This window comes from Leifsonia sp. McL0618, assembly GCF_049994905.1.
In the GTDB taxonomy this organism is placed as follows: domain Bacteria; phylum Actinomycetota; class Actinomycetes; order Actinomycetales; family Microbacteriaceae; genus Diaminobutyricibacter.
On sequence record NZ_CP188258.1, the window covers coordinates 2,351,878 to 2,371,898 of the forward strand.

A 20,021-nucleotide genomic window follows, 5' to 3' on the forward strand; every position below is an offset into this window, starting at 1 on the left:
AAAAGACACCTCTGTAGACGCGATTGGGATGCTTTTCCCTGTGCCCGGCTCACCCTGCTTATAGGGTCGGAGTATGACGAACGCAGAGAAGCGAACTCCCACTCCCATCGACACGATCGCTGAAGAGTGGGTCGACACCCAGCTGGAATTGTTCCCCGAGTACCACGTCTACCTCGGCCGACCCGGCCGCGAAGGCGAATACGCCGACTACTCGCCCGCGGGCTCCGAGAGGGCCGCTGAGGCCGCCAAACGTACGCTCGCTGCCATCCGGTCAGCCGAACCCGTCGACGACATCGACCGCGTCACCAAAATGGACCTTGCGCGCGAACTCGAACTCGACATCGAGAAACGCGACGCAGGCTTCGACCAGCGCGATCTCAACGTCATCGCATCGCCGGCGCAAGGCCTGCGCGAGATCTTCGATCTGGTTCCGACCGACAGCGAACAGGACTGGGCGAACATCGCCAAGCGCCTGGGCAACCTTCCCGCGGCGATGGACGGCTACATCGAGACACTGCGCAGCGGCATCGCGAGCGGCAACGTCGCTGCCATTCGCCAGGTCCGCGAAGTCGCCGCGCAGGTCGGCAAGCAGACCGCGGCCAGCGGATTCTTCTTCGAGTTCACGCAGGGCGCCAGGCCCGCACAAGGCGAACTGCCTGCATCCCTCACCGCCGACCTGGCCGAGGGCGCTCGCGCATCCGCGGAAGCCTACGGAAAGCTGCAGGCCTTCCTCACCGACGAACTCGCACAGCACGCCCCCGAGAAGGACGCCGTCGGCCGCGAACATTACGCACTCGCCTCGCGCTACTTCCTCGGCGCGACCGTCGACCTCGACGAAACGTATGAGTGGGGCATCGAGGAGCTCGCGCGCATGGTCGCCGAGCAGGAGTCCATCGCCCGAGAGATCAAGCCGGGAGCTTCGGTTCACGAAGCGATCGCCTTTCTCGACCAGGACCCCAGCCGCAAGCTGCACGGAACGGACGCGCTCCAGAAGTGGATGCAGCAGACCAGCGACCGCGCGATCGAGGAGCTCGGGCGGTCGCATTTCGATATCCCGACCGAGATCCGCCGCCTCGAATGCATGATCGCGCCGACGCAGGAAGGTGGCATCTACTACACCCCGCCGACCGACGACTTCGCCCGTGCCGGCCGCATGTGGTGGAGCGTGCCGGAGGGCGTCACCGAGTTCGACACCTGGCGCGAACTCACGACCGTCTACCACGAGGGTGTTCCCGGACACCACCTGCAGATCGCACAGGCCGTGTACAACAAGGCCCAGCTGAACACCTGGCGCCGCAACGCCGGAACGTCAGGGCACGCCGAAGGCTGGGCGCTCTACGCCGAACGGCTCATGGAACAGCTCGGCTACCTGGACGACCCGGCCGACCGTCTCGGGATGCTCGACGGGCAGCGGATGCGCGCAGCCCGCGTCGTGCTCGACATCGGCGTGCACCTCGAGAAGCAGCTGCCCGACGGATCCGGCCCCTGGACCGGCGATTACGCTTTCACGTTCCTTGGCGACAACGTCAACATGAATGAAGGCTTCGTGCGCTTCGAAGTGAACCGCTACCTCGGCTGGCCGGGCCAGGCTCCGTCGTACAAGATCGGCCAGCGCATCTGGGAGCAGCTCCGCGACGAGTACGCCCGCCGTGAAGGCGACGCATTCGACATCAAGGCGTTCCACAAGAAGGCGCTCGACATCGGCGGCGTCGGCCTCGACACGCTCAAATCCGCTCTGCTGGACTGAGGTGACGGCCGGGCACGACCAGGACGGGTCGCCGTACCAGGCGGTTCTCGGCGATGACCTCGCCGGCCTGCACCCTCGCTTGCAGGCGTATTTCAGCGCCATCCCGGCCGACCACCACGGCTTCGGGCGGGGCGTCTTCGACACGGTCGGGACGCCCCGCCGGTGGCTGTGGCCCGCCCTGGCACTGCTCTCGCGTGCCGGCGTCGTCTTCCCGGTCTGGGAGCACGACGTGTCGTTCACGGTGGTCAATCGCCCGGCCGGAACGCCTCACGCGGTGACGGCCGACCGGTTCTTCGTGCTTCGCCGTGGCAGCAGGCACATGCGCGACGTGATCTCCGCCGACGGCCCCGGCCCTGGCTCCGGCCCCCGACTGCGCGACCGCCTCGGTTCCCCGCCCAGGCTCGACGCCCAGCTGGAGGCCGCCGTCGTCGCGGGTGCGCTGCGTCTCCGGTCGACACGCGTGACGTATCTCGCCGGCTCTCTCCGCATCCCGTTCCCGCGCCTCATCGCGCCGGTCGTCGAGCTCACCGAGAGCTACGACGACGCCCTCGACTCGCAGCGTGTCTCGCTCACCGTCCGGGCACCGTTCATCGGTACGATCTACCAGTACGCAGGCTCGTTCGTCTACGAGATCCGGCGGGGGGAGCCTGCGGGCGAAGGGGAGTGAGGCGTGACCGAACGCATCGTCATTGCTGGTGCGTCCGGCTTCATCGGCCGGTATCTGGCGGATGCGTTCCGCGCCGACGGAGCGCACGTGACCCTCATCGGCCGCTCGGGCCCCGACGCCGCATGGAGGAGTACAGCGGCCATCACCGACCTCCTCGAGGGTGCGGACCTGCTCGTGAACCTCGCGGGCAAGAGCGTGAACTGCCGGTACGGTCCGGCGAACCGGGCCGAGATCCTTCGGTCACGTGTCGAGACGACGCGGGAGCTGGCGGATGCGGTGGCCGCATGCGAGAACGCGCCGGCCCTGTGGGTGAACGCCTCCACCGCCACGATCTATCGTCACGCCGAGGATCGCCCGATGACCGAGTCGGACGGCGAGCTCGGCAGCGGGTTCTCGGTGGGCGTGGCCACGGCCTGGGAGGAGGCGTTCTTCTCGGCTGTTGCCCCGAACACCCGCCGGATCGCTCTCCGCATGGCGATCGTGCTCGGCGACGGGAGCGCGCTCCTTCCTCTGGTGCGTCTCGCCCGGTTCGGCCTGGGCGGTCCCCAGCTCGACGGCCGTTGGTTCGCGACCCGCGCACGACGCGCCGCTGGGACGTTCCACGAGTTCCGCGCCCGCGGCGGCCGGCAGAAGTTCAGCTGGATCCACATCCGCGACGTGTACGGCATCATCCGTTTCCTTCAGGCTCGCACCGACCTCGACGGCGTCGTGAACGCGGCGGCCCCCCATCCCACCGACAACCGGACGTTCATGGCGACCCTGCGCCGCGTACTCGGAATACGCGGGGGCCTGCCGGCGTTCCGATGGATGCTGGAACTCGGCTCCGCCGCCATCCGTACCGAGACCGAACTCGTGCTGAAGAGCCGCTGGGTCGTCCCTGAGCGGTTGACGGATGCCGGCTTCGTGTTCGCCTACCCCGACCTGGAGCCGGCGCTCCGCGAGCTCACCGGTTCGCGCAGGTTGCCGGAGACCGTCGCAGCCAGCTAAGCTGGAGCGTCACCTTTGTGACGTCCTATCCGCCTGCCATTCGCGGAATCACATAATGCACCACCTCGCGAGCGGCCTGAACTATGTCCATACTGGAGCACTTACTACATGACAATCGCAACGACCGACAAGGCGCCGAAGCAGGTCGCCGTCAATGACATCGGATCTGCTGAAGACTTTCTCGCCGCGGTCGAAAAGACGCTGAAGTTCTTCAACGACGGAGACCTCATCGAGGGTACCGTCGTCAAGATCGACCGCGACGAGGTTCTCCTCGACGTCGGCTACAAGACCGAGGGTGTCATCCCCTCCCGCGAACTTTCCATCAAGCACGACGTGGACCCGAGCGAAGTCGTCCAGGTCGGCGACACCGTCGAGGCGCTCGTTCTCCAGAAGGAGGACAAAGAGGTGCTTGTTCTACCCCGTCCAAGAAGCGTGCTCAGTACGAGCGCGCGTGGGGCGACGTCGAGAAGATCAAGGATGCCGACGGAGTCGTCACCGGTACCGTCATCGAGGTCGTCAAGGGCGGACTCATCGTCGACATCGGCCTCCGTGGCTTCCTCCCGGCTTCGCTCATCGAGCTCCGCCGCGTGCGCGACCTCACGCCGTACCTCGGCCAGGAGATCGAGGCGAAGATCCTCGAGCTCGACAAGAACCGCAACAACGTGGTCCTGTCGCGCCGTGCCCTGCTCGAGCAGACGCAGTCCGAGAGCCGCACGACCTTCCTGAACAACCTCCAGAAGGGCCAGGTCCGCAAGGGCGTCGTCTCGTCGATCGTCAACTTCGGTGCGTTCGTCGACCTCGGCGGCGTCGACGGTCTCGTGCACGTCTCGGAGCTCTCGTGGAAGCACATCGAGCACGCCTCCGAGGTCGTCGAGGTCGGCCAGGAAGTCACCGTCGAGATCCTCGAGGTCGACCTGGACCGCGAGCGCGTCTCGCTGTCGCTCAAGGCGACCCAGGAAGACCCGTGGCAGGTTTTCGCCCGCACCCACGCCATCGGCCAGGTCGCACCGGGCAAGGTCACCAAGCTCGTTCCATTCGGTGCGTTCGTGCGCGTCGCAGACGGCATCGAGGGCCTCGTGCACATCTCGGAGCTGTCCGGCAAGCACGTCGAGCTCGCTGAGCAGGTCGTGTCGGTCGGCGACGAGGTGTTCGTCAAGGTCATCGACATCGACCTCGAGCGTCGCCGCATCTCCCTCTCGCTGAAGCAGGCGAACGAGGGCGTCGACCCCGAGGGCACCGAGTTCGACCCGGCGCTCTACGGCATGCTCACGGAGTACGACGACCAGGGCAACTACAAGTACCCGGAGGGCTTCGACCCCGAGACGAACGAATGGCGCGAAGGCTTCGAGGCCCAGCGCGAGAAGTGGGAGCAGGAGTACGCTGCAGCCCAGGCTCGCTGGGAGGCCCACAAGAAGCAGGTCGCCAAGGGTCTTGAAGAGGCCGCTGTCGAAGGCGCTGCCGCTGCCGGCGGTTCCACGTTCTCGACCGAGTCCTCCTCGGTCGGTACGCTCGCCGACGACGAGTCGCTTGCTGCTCTGCGCGAGAAGCTCTCGAGCAACAACTAAGCACTGCCTGACTGGAACGGCCGGACCCTTCGGGGCCCGGCCGTTTCGGCGTTCGGGCCGGACGCCGAGCCTGCACGGTGCGGCCGAGTCTGCGCGGCGCGCAAGGCACCCTCGACCGCAGGTGTCACGGTCGGCCCGGGTCGGAGCCCTAGCATGGAGTGGTGCAGCTGATTGGACTCACCGGCGGGATCGCGTCAGGCAAATCGACCGTGGCCCGGCGCCTGGCGGAACACGGAGCCGTCGCGGTGGACGCCGACCAGATCGCCCGCGAGGTCGTCGAGCCCGGCACCCCTGGGCTCGCGCAGATCGCGGAAACGTTCGGCGACGCCGTGCTGAACCCCGACGGCAGCCTGAACCGTGCTGCGCTCGGCGCGATCGTGTTCAGCGACGAATCGTCCCGGCTCCGACTCAACGCCATCACCCATCCTGCAGTTCTCCAGCGGTCGACCGAGCGTTTCGAGGAGGCGCGTCGCGCCGATCCGGATGCCGTGGTCGTCTACGACGTGCCCTTGCTCGTCGAGTCGGCCAACGCCTATCCGTTCGACGTCATCGTCGTCGCCCACGCGGACGCCGAGACGCGCATCCGCCGTCTCGTCGAGCTGCGCGGGATGGATGAGAACGAGGCGGCCCGCCGCATCCGCTCCCAGGCGTCCGACGGCGAACGCCTCGCCGTCGCCGATGTGGTCATCGACACCGATGGCAGCCTCGAACACACTCTCGAGCAGGCCGACGCGCTGTGGGAGCGGCTGACCAGGAGCTGACGCGGATGCGGGGAATGGCACTTTCGCCGAGAGCGCACACCCGGTGCGATGTCGGCGGCGCTCCTTAGACTGAAGTCATGGAAACGACTCGCGCCGTGCGCCCCTTCGAGGTCATCAGCGAGTACACGCCGAGCGGCGACCAGCCCCAGGCCATCGCCGAGCTGACCGCGCGCATCAACGCCGGCGAGACCGACGTGGTGCTCCTCGGCGCCACCGGCACGGGCAAGTCCGCGACGACGGCGTGGCTGATCGAGGCGGTGCAGCGCCCGACTCTCGTCCTTGCGCACAACAAGACTCTCGCCGCCCAGCTCGCCAACGAGTTCCGGGAGCTCCTGCCGAACAACGCGGTCGAATACTTCGTCTCGTATTACGACTACTACCAGCCTGAGGCGTACGTGCCCCAGACCGACACCTTCATCGAGAAAGACTCCTCGATCAACGCCGAGGTGGAGCGACTGCGCCACTCGACCACCAACTCGCTGCTCAGCCGACGCGATGTCATCGTCGTCTCGACCGTCTCGTGCATCTACGGCCTCGGCGCTGCAGAGGAGTACCTCGGGGCCATGGCAGCACTGCAGGTCGGCGACAACGTCGGGCGAGATGCGCTGATCCGCAAGCTCGTCGGCATGCAGTACGAGCGCAATGACGTCGACTTCTCTCGCGGCAAGTTCCGGGTGCGGGGCGACACGATCGAGATCATCCCGGTCTACGAAGAGCACGCCGTACGCATCGAGCTCTTCGGCGACGAGATCGAAGCCCTCTACGCGTTGCATCCTCTGACCGGCGACATCATCAATCGAATGGATGCCGTCTCCATCTTCCCGGCGACCCACTATGCCGCGAGCCCGGCGACAATGCAACGGGCTATCGGCACCATCCAGACCGAACTCCACGACCGGCTCGTGGAACTCGAACGCGAAGGCAAGCTGCTCGAAGCCCAGCGGCTCCGCATGCGTACCAGCTTCGACATCGAGATGATGGAGCAGATCGGTTTCTGCTCCGGCATCGAGAACTACTCGCGTCACATCGATGGACGCCGGCCCGGCGAGGCGCCCAACTGCCTCCTCGACTATTTCCCCGACGACTTCCTCGTCGTCATCGATGAGTCGCACGTGACGGTGCCACAGATCGGAGCGATGTACGAGGGCGACTCCTCGCGCAAGAGAACGCTGGTCGAGCACGGCTTCCGTCTCCCGAGCGCGCTCGACAACCGTCCGTTGAAGTGGAACGAGTTCAAGGAACGCGTCGGCCAGACGGTCTACCTCTCGGCAACGCCCGGCCGGTACGAGATGGGGATCGCCGACGGTGTCGTCGAACAGATCATCCGCCCCACCGGACTCATCGATCCCGAGATCGTCGTGAAGCCGACGAAGGGTCAGATCGACGACCTCCTCGAGGAGATCCGCCTGCGGGCCGAGCGCAATGAGCGCGTGCTGGTGACGACCCTGACGAAGAAGATGGCAGAAGAACTCACCGACTTCCTTGCTGAGGCCGGCGTGCGCGTGCGCTACCTGCATTCTGATGTCGACACCCTCCGACGTGTCGAGCTCCTGACCGAACTGCGGGCGGGTGTCTACGACGTGCTCGTCGGCATCAACCTGCTGCGTGAAGGCCTCGACCTGCCCGAGGTCTCGCTCGTCGCGATCCTCGACGCCGACAAAGAAGGCTTTCTGCGGTCTTCCACGTCGCTCATCCAGACGATCGGCCGCGCGGCACGCAACGTGTCCGGCCAGGTGCACATGTACGCGGATGTCCTGACCGATTCGATGAAGCAGGCGATCGAAGAGACCACCCGCCGCAGAGAGCGCCAGGTGGAGTACAACACCGCCAACGGCATCGATCCGACGCCGCTCCGCAAGCGCATCGCAGACATCACCGACGTGCTCGCCCGCGAAGAGGCCGACACCGCGGCCATGCTGGCCGGCCGCGAACAGCGCAGAAAGAGCCCCGTTCCCAACCTGCGCCGCGAAGGAATCGCTGCCGCCGGCGCGAACGAACTCGAATCGCTGATCGCCGACCTCAACGAGCAGATGCTCCAGGCCGCGGGCGAACTCAAGTTCGAGCTCGCGGCCCGGCTGCGTGACGAGCTCTCCGACCTCAAACACGACCTGCGCCAGATGGAGAAAGCCGGACATCTGGGTTGATTCGCGCTGCGGCGGTACGGTGAACGAATGGGCACCGCAGCCGCGTCGGGGAGCACGACCGGCGATCGAGGCGAGTGAGGCGACGCAGATGAAACAGCGAACCGTGCTCGCTCTGTGCGTGGTGCTGGGAATCACCCTCATCGGCGGCATCCTGTTTCAGGGCCCCGCGACGTTCTCGGGCATCCGCTGGGTGCCCGACTGGTCACAGCCCACCGTCTCTCCGCAGCCCCAGCCCCCGCACACGGCCGACTCGGGCACGAATCACAGTTCCCTCCCGACGCCGTTCGTCATCGACGGCACGCCGCTGCTCTGGCTCGCAATCGCTGCGCTCATCGTTCTCGCTGGTCTGCTGCTCGGCCGGATGCTCCGCCGCAGGGAGGCGCTCGGAAGGCCGCTCGACAGTGCACGCCTGCTCGACGCCGGGCCCGCTTCGGAGCCGGAGCCGCCATCCGCCCCCGCCGCCCCCGCGCTCCAGCGCGGCTTCGACCGCGCATTGACGACGCTCGGCGAAGACCGGACTCCGCGTGACGCGATCGAGCGCGCCTGGCTGGGCCTTCAGGAGGCAGCGGAGGAATCCGGGGTCCAACGGCGGGCGGCGGAGACGCCGGCGGAGTTCACCCAGCGCGTGCTCGCGCGGGTTCACGCCGACGACGAGGCTGCGCGAACGCTTCTCACCCTCTATCTCCGCGTGCGATTCGGGGACACCCCGGTAACCGTCAGCGATATCGCATTGGCACGCCAATCGCTCGAGCGGCTCGCCGCGTCGTGGGGCGCCGCACCCGATGCCGGCCGGCCGCTTGGTGTCGAAGGGGGTTCTTCATGAGTGAGAGGGCACCGCGCAGTCTGCTCCTTCGGCCGCCCCTGCGTGGACGGTTGGCCTTGTGCGTCGCGATGGGCGCCGCCGTCGGGGTGATCGCCTGGTATTTCGGCATGGACGTCGCCCACGCGATCGCGCTCGGTCTGGTTGTCTCCGTGGTGGCCGCAGTCCTCGGCGCAGTGCCCGAGCATCGGCCCGCCGACTGGGCGCGGGAGCGCGGGCCCGCTGAGACGGGCATCCGCCGCGACGTGAGCCACCTCTCCTGGTCCCTCCATTCGCGATCGGGCGCGGTCGCAGCCTCCGCGCATCGCCGGCTGCGCGACCTGGCCAGGACCGTTCTCGCGCGCCACGAGCTCGACCTCGACGAAGCCTCCGATGCTGCGGCGAGCGAGCGGTTGCTGGGAGCGGCAGCCTGGAACACGATCCGTCCCGGCGAGCGCGCACTGCCGCACCTCGCGGAGGTGGAGGCCACGCTCGACGCCCTGCAGAAGCTCGACCTGAAACCTGCAGAGTCCGAACCCGTGCCAGAGGAGCCTCGATGATCGCTGACCCCGCAACGACCGATCTGCCGCAGCCTCTCCCCGTACGGGAGGTGGCGACACTCGCCGAATCGATCCTCGACCGCGTGTCGACCGTCGTCGTGGGCATGCGCGAGCCGCTCGAACTGGCCCTCGCGACCATCCTCGCCGGCGGGCACGTACTGTTCGAAGACGTGCCCGGCCTCGGCAAGACCCTGGCCGCGCGCAGCCTGGCGACGGCGATCGGGCTCGAGTTCCGGCGTTTGCAGTGCACTCCGGACCTCCTGCCGGCCGACATCACCGGATCGTTCGTCTACGCGCCCGCAGACGCCGACTTCGTCTTCCGCCCCGGTCCCGTATTCACCGGACTCTTCCTCGCCGACGAGATCAACCGCACCTCGCCCAAGACACAGTCAGCGCTCCTCGAAGCGATGGCGGAAGGGCAGGTCACGGTCGAGGGCCGCAGCTTCCAGCTACCGGTTCCCTTCCATGTGATCGCCACCTCCAACCCCATCGAATACGAAGGCACCTACGCCCTCCCGGAGGCCCAGCTCGACCGGTTCATGGTGCGTCTCGCCGTGGGCTACCCCGACACCGAAGGCGAGAGCCGGGTCCTCCTCGCCCGCATCGCGCGGCACCAGGAGCGCGCGCCGATCGAACCCGTCGTGAGCGCAGACACCCTGCGCGCGATGCAGGCGGGCGTAGAACACGTCGACGTCGACCCGGACATCGCTGCATACTGCGTGGCCCTTGCCGCAGCGACGCGGCGACACCGTTCCGTGCAGGTCGGCGCATCACCTCGTGGTTCGCAGAGCCTGCTCCTGGTGGCGCGTGCCAAGGCCGTGATGGACGGGCGCGACTTCGTGATCCCCGACGATGTGAAGGCGGTCGCGGTGCCCGTGCTCGCACACCGGCTCTCCCTGACCGTCCAGGCCTGGACCGGGGGAGTGCAGGCCACCCAGATCGTGAGCGAGCTCGTCAATACCGTCGCGGGGCCTCCTGTCGTCGGCACAAGGGCATCCGGACCGGCGGCGGACTGACCATGGACCAGGGCGGCGCGGCACCCGACGTCGCAGCAGAGCGCGCGGCGACGACGTCCAGCCACGGCTGGTCGATGAGCGCTGCGGTAACGGCCGCGGTCGTCGTCGCACTCCTCTGCCTCGGGATGGCCCTGGCGGTCTCAAACGTCGAACTCGCCCTCGTCGGTCTTCCGCTCGCCATTTCCGCTGCACTCGCCTGGGACCGGCGCCCGTCCACCCGCACGCTTTCCACATACACCTCCACGACAGAGCGCGGAAGGGACCGGACGCACCTCGACTACACGGTCGCCATCACGGCCGGGCCGGGCATCGACGCCGTGCACGCTCGCCTGAGGACCCTCGGCGCGCCGGAACGCGACTACGTCGTCGCTCCGGACACGGCGGCTGCGCTCAGCGGGAGCATCCCGGTCCTGCATTCCGGCCCGCAACGCTTCATCGAGACCCGCTACCGTCTCATCGGGGCGGATGCGTCGTTCCTGTCAGACCCGACCCTCCCGCTCTTCGCGGAGCGTGTTGTAGAACCGCCATACATCGCCCCCCGCAGCCTGCCGTTGCCGGAACGCCTGACCGGGCTGACAGGACCGCACAGCTCGTCTCGGCGCGGCGACGGCGGCGAATTCCGGGACATCGACCGGTTCACGAGCGGGGACAGGCTGCGGCGAATCGACTGGCGTGCCACGGCCCGGCGCGCGCAGGCGCCGGGCGAACTCTACGTGCGCCGCACCACCGCGACGTCGGATGCGGCCATCCTGATCGTCCTCGACAGCAGGGACGACGTGACCGACGGGGTTGCAGAATGGAGCAGCGGCGCTCCACGCAACAGCGGCGTCAGCTCGCTCGACCTCGCCCGTGAGGGTGCGAGTTCGCTGACGGCGGGCTACATCCGGGCGGGGGACCGCGTTGGGTTCCACGACCTGGCGACCCAGACCCGGGCCCTCAGGCCCGGCGGAGGGGCGCGTCACCTCTATCGTGTGCTCGACGCGATCGCACGCACGACGCCGTCAGGGTACGCGTCCGACCGAGTACGTGCGCCGCAGGTGGTTCCCGGAGCTGAGATCATCGTCTTCTCGACCTTCCTCGACGACGAAGCCGCGCACCTCGCCCTCCTGTGGCGCGCCTCAGGGCACCGTGTCATCGGAGTCGACTCACTGCCATCGCCGGTGACCGCCGGACTCGTCCGGCGCGAACTCGTCGCATTCCGCATCGTCATGATGGAGCGCGACGAGCGACTGCACCGGCTGCGCGCGGCGGGCATCGACGTCGTGCGCTGGCAGCGCTCCGCCGACGAGCCGGATCGTGAAGCCGTCCTCAAGATCCTCAGCCGCCCGAGGGGTGTGCGATGAGCCGGCCCGAGAGTGTTCCCGGACCCGATCTGGAACGCCCTTCGCACGGGATAGCCGCGATCGGCGCCTTCGTTCCCGGGTGGGTTGTGCGTGGTGTGTTCTTCGTGCTCGGAGCGACCCTCGGGATCGTCGAAGGGACCTCGGCCTTCTGGAGCGGAGTCGTCGTCGTCCTGGCGGCCACCGCGGTCGTCGTGCCGCGGTGGATGACGGCCTGGGTCATGCTCGTGGTGCTCGCCGGAACGGTCCTGACGCGCCATCCGGACCCGCTGGACTGGCACCCGTACGTGCTCGTCGCCGGGGTGCATGCCGCGCACCTGATCGCCTCCTGGATGCTGGTGGCGCCCGCACGCTCCCGCGTCCAGTTGCGGGCACTCGCGCCCACTGCAGCGCGCTTCGTCGCGATCCAGGTGCCGACACAGCTCCTCATCGTCGCCACCCTGTGGCTGGCATCGGCGACGACGCCGCGAGGCGCCCTTCCGGCGATCGCCGTGGTCGCCGCCGGCGCGCTCGGCGCCCTCGCGCTCGTGCTCCTCGCCCCTCTGCTGCGCGAACGGCGACCCTGAGGGTATGGATGTCAGAGGCGTGATTTAGACTCGCCGCGTACAGGACGCGCAGCGCCCGGGGGAGCGCTACAATCGAAGATATGTTCGAAGCCACGTAGCCGAACACCGTGGCGGGGGCGCCGCAGACCCGGGCGGTTGCCGCCGAGAGCGAACGTGGGCCGACCCGTTCAACGAATAGCGGAGAATTGATCGAGTGAGTATCAAACAGGTGACCGGATCCCACCTCAGCGTGCGGGGCGCACGAGTGCACAACCTGCACAATGTCGACCTCGAGATCCCGAGGGACTCACTCGTCGTCTTCACGGGCCTGTCGGGCTCGGGCAAGTCATCCCTGGCCTTCGACACGATCTTCGCCGAAGGCCAGCGACGCTACGTCGAATCGCTCTCGGCCTACGCCCGGCAGTTCCTGGGTCAGGTCGACCGTCCCGATGTCGACTTCATCGAAGGGCTCAGCCCTGCGGTCTCCATCGACCAGAAGTCCACGAACCGAAACCCCCGGTCGACGGTGGGTACCATCACCGAGATCTACGACTACATGCGGCTGCTGTGGGCGCGCATCGGCGTGCCGCACTGCCCGGTCTGCGGTGAGCCCATCCAGCGCCAGACCGTGCAGCAGATCGCCGACCAGCTCATGGAGCTCGAGCCCGGAACCCGATACCAGATCGTCAGCCCCGTCGTCTCGCAGAAGAAGGGCGAGTTCGTCGACCTCTTCAAGGAGCTGGCCGCTGGCGGGTACTCGCGTGCCCTGGTCGACGGGAACCAGATCCAGCTCAGCGAGCCCCCGACGCTCAAGAAGCAGTACAAGCACGACATCTCGGTCGTGGTCGACCGGCTGGTCGCCGGTCCCGACATCCTCAGCCGGCTGACCGACTCTCTTGAGACGGCGCTCCGGCTCACCGACGGGCTCGTCCAGGTCAACTTCGTCGACCTCGAGGGACCGGCGGCGTGGCGGTCGTTCAGCGAGAAGCTGTCCTGTCCCAACAACCACCCGATCCAGCTCACCGAGATCGAGCCCCGCACGTTCTCGTTCAACGCGCCGTTCGGTGCCTGCCCCGAATGCTCCGGACTCGGAACCCGCATGTCGGTCGACGAATCCCTCCTCCTCGCCGACGACGACCTGAGCATCGCCGAGGGCGTCATCGTCCCGTGGACGACCCAGGGCAAGGGGCTCTTCAACTACTACGAGAAACTGCTCGACGGTCTCGCGCGCGACCTCGGCTTCTCCCTGAACACGCCGTGGCGCGACCTGAGCGAAGAGGTCCGCAATGCGGTGATGCGCGGGGAGAACTTCGAAGTGAAGGTCAGGTGGAAGAACCGCTACGGCCGTGAAATGAGCTACACCTCCGGGTTCGAAGGCGTCGTCCCGTACATCGAGCGCCAATACATCCAGGCGGACACCGACACGCAGCGCGCCCGGTGGGCCGAGTACCTCCGAGAGGTGCCCTGCCCGGTGTGCAACGGAAAGAGGCTCAAGCCTGAAGTGCTCGCCGTGCTGATCCACGGCGCGAGCATCGCCGACGCATCGGAGCTGAGCCTCACAGACGCCCGCGGATTCATGGACAAGCTCCATCTCACCGACCGGGAGACCGCGATCGCCGCACAGGTGCTTCGCGAGATCAAGGTGCGCCTCGACTTCCTCATCCAGGTCGGGCTCAACTACCTGAACCTGTCGCGCGCTGCAGCGACCCTCTCCGGCGGCGAGGCGCAGCGCATCCGGCTGGCAACCCAGATCGGGTCCGGTCTCACCGGCGTGCTGTACGTGCTCGACGAGCCGAGCATCGGACTGCACCAGCGCGACAACCGCAGGCTCATCGAGACGCTCGTCGCCCTGCGTGATCTCGGCAACACCCTGATCGTCGTCGAGCACGACGAAGACACCATCCGTACGGCGGACTGGATCGTCGACATCGGACCGGGGGCGGGTGTCAATGGTGGCCACGTCATCCACTCCGGATCCTACGACGAGCTCCTGGCGAACACCCGCTCGCTGACCGGGGATTACCTGGCCGGCCGCCGGGAGATCGAGACTCCGTCGATTCGGCGACCCGTCGACCCCGATCGCATGATCACGGTGGTGGGAGCTGAAGCGAACAACCTCAAGAAGGTCACGGTCGACTTCCCGCTCGGCACCTTTATCGCTGTGACCGGCGTGAGCGGTTCGGGCAAGTCGTCCCTCGTGAACGACATCCTGTACCGGGTGCTGGCAAACCGGCTCAACGGTGCACGCAAACTTCCGGGCAAGCACGGGAAGGTCACCGGGCTCGACAACCTCGACAAGGTCATCCACGTCGACCAGGCGCCGATCGGACGCACCCCGCGATCGAACCCTGCGACCTACACGGGCGTGTTCGACCGCATCCGCACGCTCTTCTCCGAGACGCTCGAAGCGAAAGCGCGCGGCTACCTGCCGGGCAGGTTCTCGTTCAACGTGAAGGGCGGTCGCTGCGAGGCGTGTTCGGGTGACGGAACGATCAAGATCGAGATGAACTTCCTGCCAGACGTCTACGTGTCCTGCGAGGTCTGCGGGGGAGCGCGGTACAACCGTGACACCCTCTCGGTGCACTACAAGGGCAAGAACATCGCGGAAGTTCTCGACATGCCGATCACGGAGGCCGCCGAATTCTTCCGGCCGATCTCTGCGATCCACCGTTACCTGCAGACGCTCGTCGATGTCGGTCTGGGCTACGTGCGACTCGGGCAGAGCGCGACGACGCTCTCCGGCGGTGAGGCGCAGCGCGTCAAGCTGGCGACCGAACTCCAGCGGCGGTCGAACGGCCGCAGCGTGTACGTGCTCGACGAGCCGACCACTGGCCTTCACTTCGAAGACGTGCGCAAGCTCCTGCTCGTACTCAACGGCCTGCTCGACAAGGGAAACACCGTAATCGTGATCGAGCACAACCTCGACGTGATCAAGTCCGCCGACTGGGTCATCGACCTCGGGCCCGAGGGCGGAGCCGGAGGCGGACGCGTGATCGCGACCGGCACGCCGGAACAGGTTGCAGAGACCCCCGGCAGCCACACCGGAGTGTTCCTGAAAGAGATCCTTCCGGCGACCGAGCGCGCCAAGGGCGCTGCGTAGGATACCGGCGTGGCCGACACCGTCAGTTACCGGCCCAAGGCCGGCGAGATTCCGACGCAACCCGGGGTGTACCGGTTTCGGGATGCGCACCGACGCGTTCTCTATGTCGGCAAAGCGAAGAACCTGCGCGCGCGCCTGAGCAACTACTTCGCGCCTCTCCACAACCTCCACGACCGCACCCGAAAGATGGTGACGACGGCGGCATCCGTCGAATGGACGGTCGTCGCGACTGAGTTCGAGGCGCTCCAGCTCGAGTACACCTGGATCAAAGAGTTCAACCCGCCGTTCAACGTGCAGTTCCGCGACGACAAGACCTACCCGTATCTCTCTGTGACGCTCGGCGAAGAGGTGCCGAGAGTCACGGTCACCCGCAATCGCAATGTCAAGGATGCCCGCTACTTCGGCCCGTACACGAAGGTCTGGGCGATCCGCGACACCGTCGATCTGATGCTCAAGGCGTTCCCCATGCGGAGCTGCTCCGACGGCGTGTACCGGCGGGCGGAGCTGACCGGGCGGCCATGCCTGCTGGGCGACATCGGAAAGTGCGCGGCCCCGTGCGTGGGCCGCGTGACCAAAGACGAACACCGCGCGATCGCGGAAGACTTCGTGTCCTTCATGGCCGGCAACGACTCGCGGTATATCCGCGCCCTCACCGAGAAGATGAAGGCGGCTGCCGGCACCCAGGACTATGAGTCCGCCGCGCGGCACAGGGACGCCATCCAGGCCCTCGAGGCCGCGATGTCGAAGTCGGCGATCGTCCTGCCCGAGAACGTCGATGCCGACATCTTCGGCATCGCACACGACGAACTGGCCGCCGCGGTGCAGCAGTTCATTGTGCGCGGCGGGCGGATCCGCGGTGTGCGCAGCTGGGTCGTCGACAAAGAACTCGACGTCGATCTCGGCGAACTCGTCGAGATCGTCCTTCAGAACGCCTACGAGGGCGACTCCGCGCCCCCGCGTGAGATCCTCCTGCCTGAGCTCCCCGAAGACGCCGCCGAACTCGAACTCTGGCTGACCGCACGCAGGCAGGAGAACGGCGACCCCGCGGCATCGCGCGGTGCGCTCACCGGCAGGGTCGGACTGCGGGTCGCCCAGCGCGGCGACAAAGCCGCGCTCGCGCAGACCGTCGAGATGAACGCGAAGAACGCGCTGGTGCTCTACAAGACACGGCGCAGCTCGGACTTCGTCGCGCGCTCCAAAGCCCTCGGCGACATCCGGAATGCGCTCGGCATGGACGAGGCCCCGCTGCGCATGGAGTGCTACGACGTCTCGCACCTCAGCGGCACGAACATCGTCGCGTCGATGGTGGTCTTCGAAGACGGGCTGCCCCGCAAAGACCAGTACCGCCGCTTCAGCATTCCCGAGTCGACCGATGACACCGAATCGATCTACCAGGTCATCACCAGGCGTCTTGCCTACCTCCGGCCCGGGGCTTCCGACTCGACCGAGGGCGACGGCACACTGGACGGCACGCCGAGCGACGGTGACGTGGTCATCGATGAGCTGGACGCCAACGCACTGGGCGACACCGCTCCGGGAGAAGAGCCACCAGCATCGGATACGCTCGACGACGAACTCGCCGCCGCCGCGGAGAAGCGCCGCGCACGGTTCTCGTATCCGCCGAACCTCCTCATCGTCGACGGCGGGCAGCCGCAGGTCGCCGCCGCGGCTCGCGCCCTCGACGAGTCGGGCGTCCAGGGCATCCAGCTCGCCGGCATCGCGAAGCGCCTGGAAGAGATCTGGCTCCCCGATTCCGACTTTCCCGTCATCCTGCCGCGCAACAGCGACGCGCTCTTCCTCATCCAGCGCATCCGCGACGAAGCACACCGGTTCGCGATCACCTACCAGCGTTCGCGCCGTAAGCGGGATATCACCTCGGTGCTCGGCGAGATTCCAGGACTCGGACCTTCACGCGTGAAAGAACTCCTCAAGCATTTCGGCTCCGTCGCCCAGCTGAAGAAGGCGACCCCCGACGAAATCGCGGGGGTGAAAGGCATCGGACCCTCCCTAGCTGGGGCCATCCATGATCGCCTTGGCAGTAGATAGGCTGGGGGCACACCGACCGATCGGAGGCGCGACGGCCATGACCACCGAAAACGAGCAGCAGGAAGTGCTGATCGTCACCGGAATGTCGGGCGCCGGCCGTTCCACTGTGGCCAATGCCCTTGAGGATCTCGACTGGTACGTCGTCGACAACCTTCCCCCGCAGATGCTTCGGCCGCTCATCGAACTGGCCAGCCGGGCCGGGTCGACCCTCCCTCGGATCGCGGCGGTCGTCGACGTTCGTGGCCGCAACTTCTTCGCCGACCTGCAAGACATGGTGCAGAGCCTGCGCGACGGAACGAAGGTCAGGGTCCTCTTCCTCGAGGCGACCGATGCCGCGCTGGTGCGACGCTTCGAGGCCGTCCGGCGGCCGCACCCGCTGCAGGGAGGTGGCACCATCCTCGACGGGATCATCGCCGAACGTACCCGGTTGCGTGAGATCCGGGAGTCTGCCGACATGATCGTCGACACTTCCGACCTGAACATCCACCAGCTCGCGACGAGCATCACGGAGACCTTTGCCGCCGAAGACACAGCAGGCGTTCAGGTCACCGTCATGAGTTTCGGTTTCAAGTACGGTCTTCCGCCGGATGCCGACCTCGTCTCGGATGCACGATTCCTGCCCAATCCCTTCTGGATCCCCGAACTGAGGTCGCTCACCGGCAAGGACGAGGAGGTGCGCGACTACGTTCTCGGGCAGCCGGGAGCGCGCGAATTCATCGACGCATATGTGGATGCGCTCACGCCGGTCCTCGCGGGCTACCAGCGTGAGAACAAACGGCACGCCACGATCGCGATAGGCTGCACGGGGGGAAAGCACCGTTCCGTGGCGATTGCCGAAGAGCTCGTCATGCGTCTGCAGAGCCTTCCGGGGGTCGCCGTGAGTGCGAAACATCGCGACCTCGGCCGTGAGTGAACCCGGCACGACAAGCTCGGCCTGACGGCCGGCACACAGACATACTCGTTCGCTCCAGCGATCGACGCGACAGATAGGACAGCGATTGGCTCTCACCGCCGACGTCAAAGACGAACTCTCGAAGGTCGAGGTCAGCAAGACCACGGTCCGTGCGGCCGAACTCGCGACCATCCTCCGGTTCTCCGGTGGCCTGCACCTGATCTCGGGGCGCATCGCCGTCGAAAGCGAGCTCGACACTCCTGAGCTGGCCCGTCGCGTGCGCAAAGACCTCGCAGAGCTCTACGGCGTGCGCAGCGAAGTATCCGTCATCTCGGCATCGGGGCTTCGCCGCACCAGCCAGTACCTCGTGCGCGTCCTCGACGGCGGCGAGACGCTGGCGCGTCAAACCGGACTTCTCGACGCGCGCCGCCGCCCCATCCGCGGCCTTCCCAACCGCCTGACGACCGGTTCGCGCGAGGAACTCGCCGCTGTCTGGCGCGGCGCATTCCTCGCCCATGGCTCGCTCACCGATCCCGGCCGTTCGGCCGCACTCGAGGTGACCTGTCCCGGCAACGAATCCGCCATGGCACTCGTCGGTGCGGCGGGAAGGCTCGGCATCGCAGCCAAGGCACGTGAGGTGCGTGGAGTGCACCGCGTCGTCATCCGCGACGGTGACGCCATCAGCGCCATGCTCGTCCACATGGGCGCCACCGGCACCGTTCAGAGCTGGGAACAGCTCCGGCAGCGCCGCGAGGTGCGCGCGACCGCCAACCGTCTCGTGAACTTCGACGACGCCAACCTGCGTCGCTCAGCGCAGGCCGCCGTCGCCGCGTGCGCGCGCGTCGAGCGCGCGCTCGAGATCCTCGGCGACGACGTGCCGGACCACCTGCGTTACGCGGGCGAACTGCGCCTCAACTTCCGCGACTCGAGCCTCGACGAACTGGGCCACCACGCCGACCCGCCGATGACGAAGGATGCCGTCGCCGGCCGCATCCGCCGCCTCCTGGCGATGGCCGACAAGCGAGCCGTCGACCTCGGCATCCCCGGCACGGATGCCAACCTGCCGCCCGACCTCGACGAGGTCTGACCGACGCACCATCGCCCAGCGTTTTCACGGGTGAAAGGTTCATCTTCTGCCACGCCTCCTGCTCACTAGACTGGAAAAGTCGCTCGCAAGCCGCCGCGAACAGATCGCGGACGGCAACGACATGAGGAGATGAGTAATGGCTGACTACACGCTCGCAGACCTTCCTTACGACTATTCGGCACTCGAGCCGAACATCAGCGGTCGGATCATGGAGCTGCACCACGACAAACACCACAAGGCATACGTCGACGGTGCCAACACCGCCCTCGCCAAGCTCGCTGAAGCACGCGATGCCGAGGACCTCACCAATGTGAACAAGCTCCAGAAAGACCTCGCGTTCAACCTCGCAGGCCACGTGAACCACACGGTGTTCTGGAACAACCTCTCACCCGACGGCGGCGACAAGCCGGCCGGCGAACTAGGGGCGGCGATCGACGAGTTCTTCGGCTCGTACGACAAGTTCCGTGCACATTTCACGGCATCCGCGCTCGGTATCCAGGGCTCGGGCTGGTCGATCCTTGCGTGGGACTCGCTCGGGCAGAAGCTCATCATCGAGCAGCTGTACGACCACCAGGGCAACCTGGCCGCCGCGACCATCCCGCTGCTGCTGCTCGACATGTGGGAACACGCGTTCTACCTCGACTACGTGAACGTCAAGGCCGACTACGTCAAGGCTTTCTGGAACATCACCAACTGGGCTGATGTGGATCGGCGCTTCCGGGCAGCGCGCGAAAAGACCTCAGGGCTGCTGCTACTGTCGTAGCG

15 protein-coding genes and 1 pseudogene are annotated in these 20,021 nt (G+C 66.9%); all 16 read left to right on the forward strand.

From position 1 onward, the window contains the following. Positions 1–73: 73 nt before the first annotated feature. The 16 genes and pseudogenes from ACPPVQ_RS11240 (at position 74) to ACPPVQ_RS11315 (ending at position 20,019) form a co-directional block, all read left to right on the forward strand. Complete coding sequence (locus ACPPVQ_RS11240) at positions 74–1,747, forward strand: DUF885 domain-containing protein (protein WP_426515184.1); 1,674 nt, start codon at positions 74–76, stop codon at positions 1,745–1,747. Position 1,748: 1 nt separating this feature from the next. Further along, a complete protein-coding gene (locus ACPPVQ_RS11245) occupies positions 1,749–2,414 on the forward strand; it encodes a DUF4166 domain-containing protein (protein ID WP_426515185.1) in 666 nt (221 codons plus the stop codon). A 3-nt stretch (positions 2,415–2,417) separates the two neighbouring features. Further along, complete coding sequence (locus ACPPVQ_RS11250; RefSeq protein ID WP_426515186.1) at positions 2,418–3,401, forward strand: epimerase; 984 nt, start codon at positions 2,418–2,420, stop codon at positions 3,399–3,401. A gap of 108 nt (positions 3,402–3,509) precedes the next feature. Next, positions 3,510–4,966, forward strand: a pseudogene (gene rpsA, locus ACPPVQ_RS11255) (30S ribosomal protein S1). Between the two features lie 161 nt (positions 4,967–5,127). Then, positions 5,128–5,727, forward strand: a complete 600-nt coding sequence (gene coaE, locus ACPPVQ_RS11260) for a dephospho-CoA kinase (RefSeq protein ID WP_426515187.1) — start codon at positions 5,128–5,130, stop codon at positions 5,725–5,727. A 77-nt stretch (positions 5,728–5,804) separates the two neighbouring features. After that, positions 5,805–7,871, forward strand: a complete 2,067-nt coding sequence (gene uvrB / locus ACPPVQ_RS11265; protein ID WP_426515188.1) for an excinuclease ABC subunit UvrB — start codon at positions 5,805–5,807, stop codon at positions 7,869–7,871. 88 nt (positions 7,872–7,959) lie between these two features. Continuing rightward, positions 7,960–8,694: a DUF4129 domain-containing protein gene (locus ACPPVQ_RS11270; protein ID WP_426515189.1), complete on the forward strand. Its 735-nt coding sequence runs from the start codon at positions 7,960–7,962 to the stop codon at positions 8,692–8,694. Next, a complete protein-coding gene (locus tag ACPPVQ_RS11275) occupies positions 8,691–9,230 on the forward strand; it encodes a hypothetical protein (protein WP_426515190.1) in 540 nt (179 codons plus the stop codon). The genes ACPPVQ_RS11270 and ACPPVQ_RS11275 overlap by 4 nt, the downstream gene beginning before the upstream one ends. Next, complete coding sequence (locus ACPPVQ_RS11280; protein ID WP_426515191.1) at positions 9,227–10,246, forward strand: AAA family ATPase; 1,020 nt, start codon at positions 9,227–9,229, stop codon at positions 10,244–10,246. Before ACPPVQ_RS11275 ends, ACPPVQ_RS11280 begins: the two co-directional genes overlap by 4 nt. A 2-nt stretch (positions 10,247–10,248) precedes the next feature. Beyond that, on the forward strand, positions 10,249–11,589 hold the full coding sequence (locus tag ACPPVQ_RS11285) for a DUF58 domain-containing protein (RefSeq protein WP_426515192.1): 1,341 nt from the start codon (positions 10,249–10,251) through the stop codon (positions 11,587–11,589). Next, a complete protein-coding gene (locus tag ACPPVQ_RS11290; protein ID WP_426515193.1) occupies positions 11,586–12,152 on the forward strand; it encodes a hypothetical protein in 567 nt (188 codons plus the stop codon). Before ACPPVQ_RS11285 ends, ACPPVQ_RS11290 begins: the two co-directional genes overlap by 4 nt. Positions 12,153–12,345: 193 nt before the next feature. Beyond that, on the forward strand, positions 12,346–15,231 hold the full coding sequence (gene uvrA / locus ACPPVQ_RS11295; protein WP_426515194.1) for an excinuclease ABC subunit UvrA: 2,886 nt from the start codon (positions 12,346–12,348) through the stop codon (positions 15,229–15,231). Positions 15,232–15,240: 9 nt separating this feature from the next. Beyond that, positions 15,241–17,277 carry an excinuclease ABC subunit UvrC gene (gene uvrC / locus ACPPVQ_RS11300; protein WP_426515195.1) on the forward strand — a complete coding sequence of 679 codons (2,037 nt, stop codon included), beginning with the start codon at positions 15,241–15,243 and terminating at the stop codon, positions 17,275–17,277. A gap of 37 nt (positions 17,278–17,314) precedes the next feature. After that, positions 17,315–18,190, forward strand: coding sequence for an RNase adapter RapZ (rapZ, locus tag ACPPVQ_RS11305; protein ID WP_426515196.1), 876 nt, complete (start codon positions 17,315–17,317; stop codon positions 18,188–18,190). 85 nt (positions 18,191–18,275) lie between these two features. Next, complete coding sequence (gene whiA / locus ACPPVQ_RS11310) at positions 18,276–19,256, forward strand: DNA-binding protein WhiA (RefSeq protein WP_426515197.1); 981 nt, start codon at positions 18,276–18,278, stop codon at positions 19,254–19,256. A gap of 136 nt (positions 19,257–19,392) precedes the next feature. Beyond that, positions 19,393–20,019 (forward strand): superoxide dismutase, encoded by a 627-nt coding sequence (locus tag ACPPVQ_RS11315; RefSeq protein WP_426515198.1) that lies wholly within the window; start codon positions 19,393–19,395, stop codon positions 20,017–20,019. Positions 20,020–20,021 lie beyond the last annotated feature (2 nt).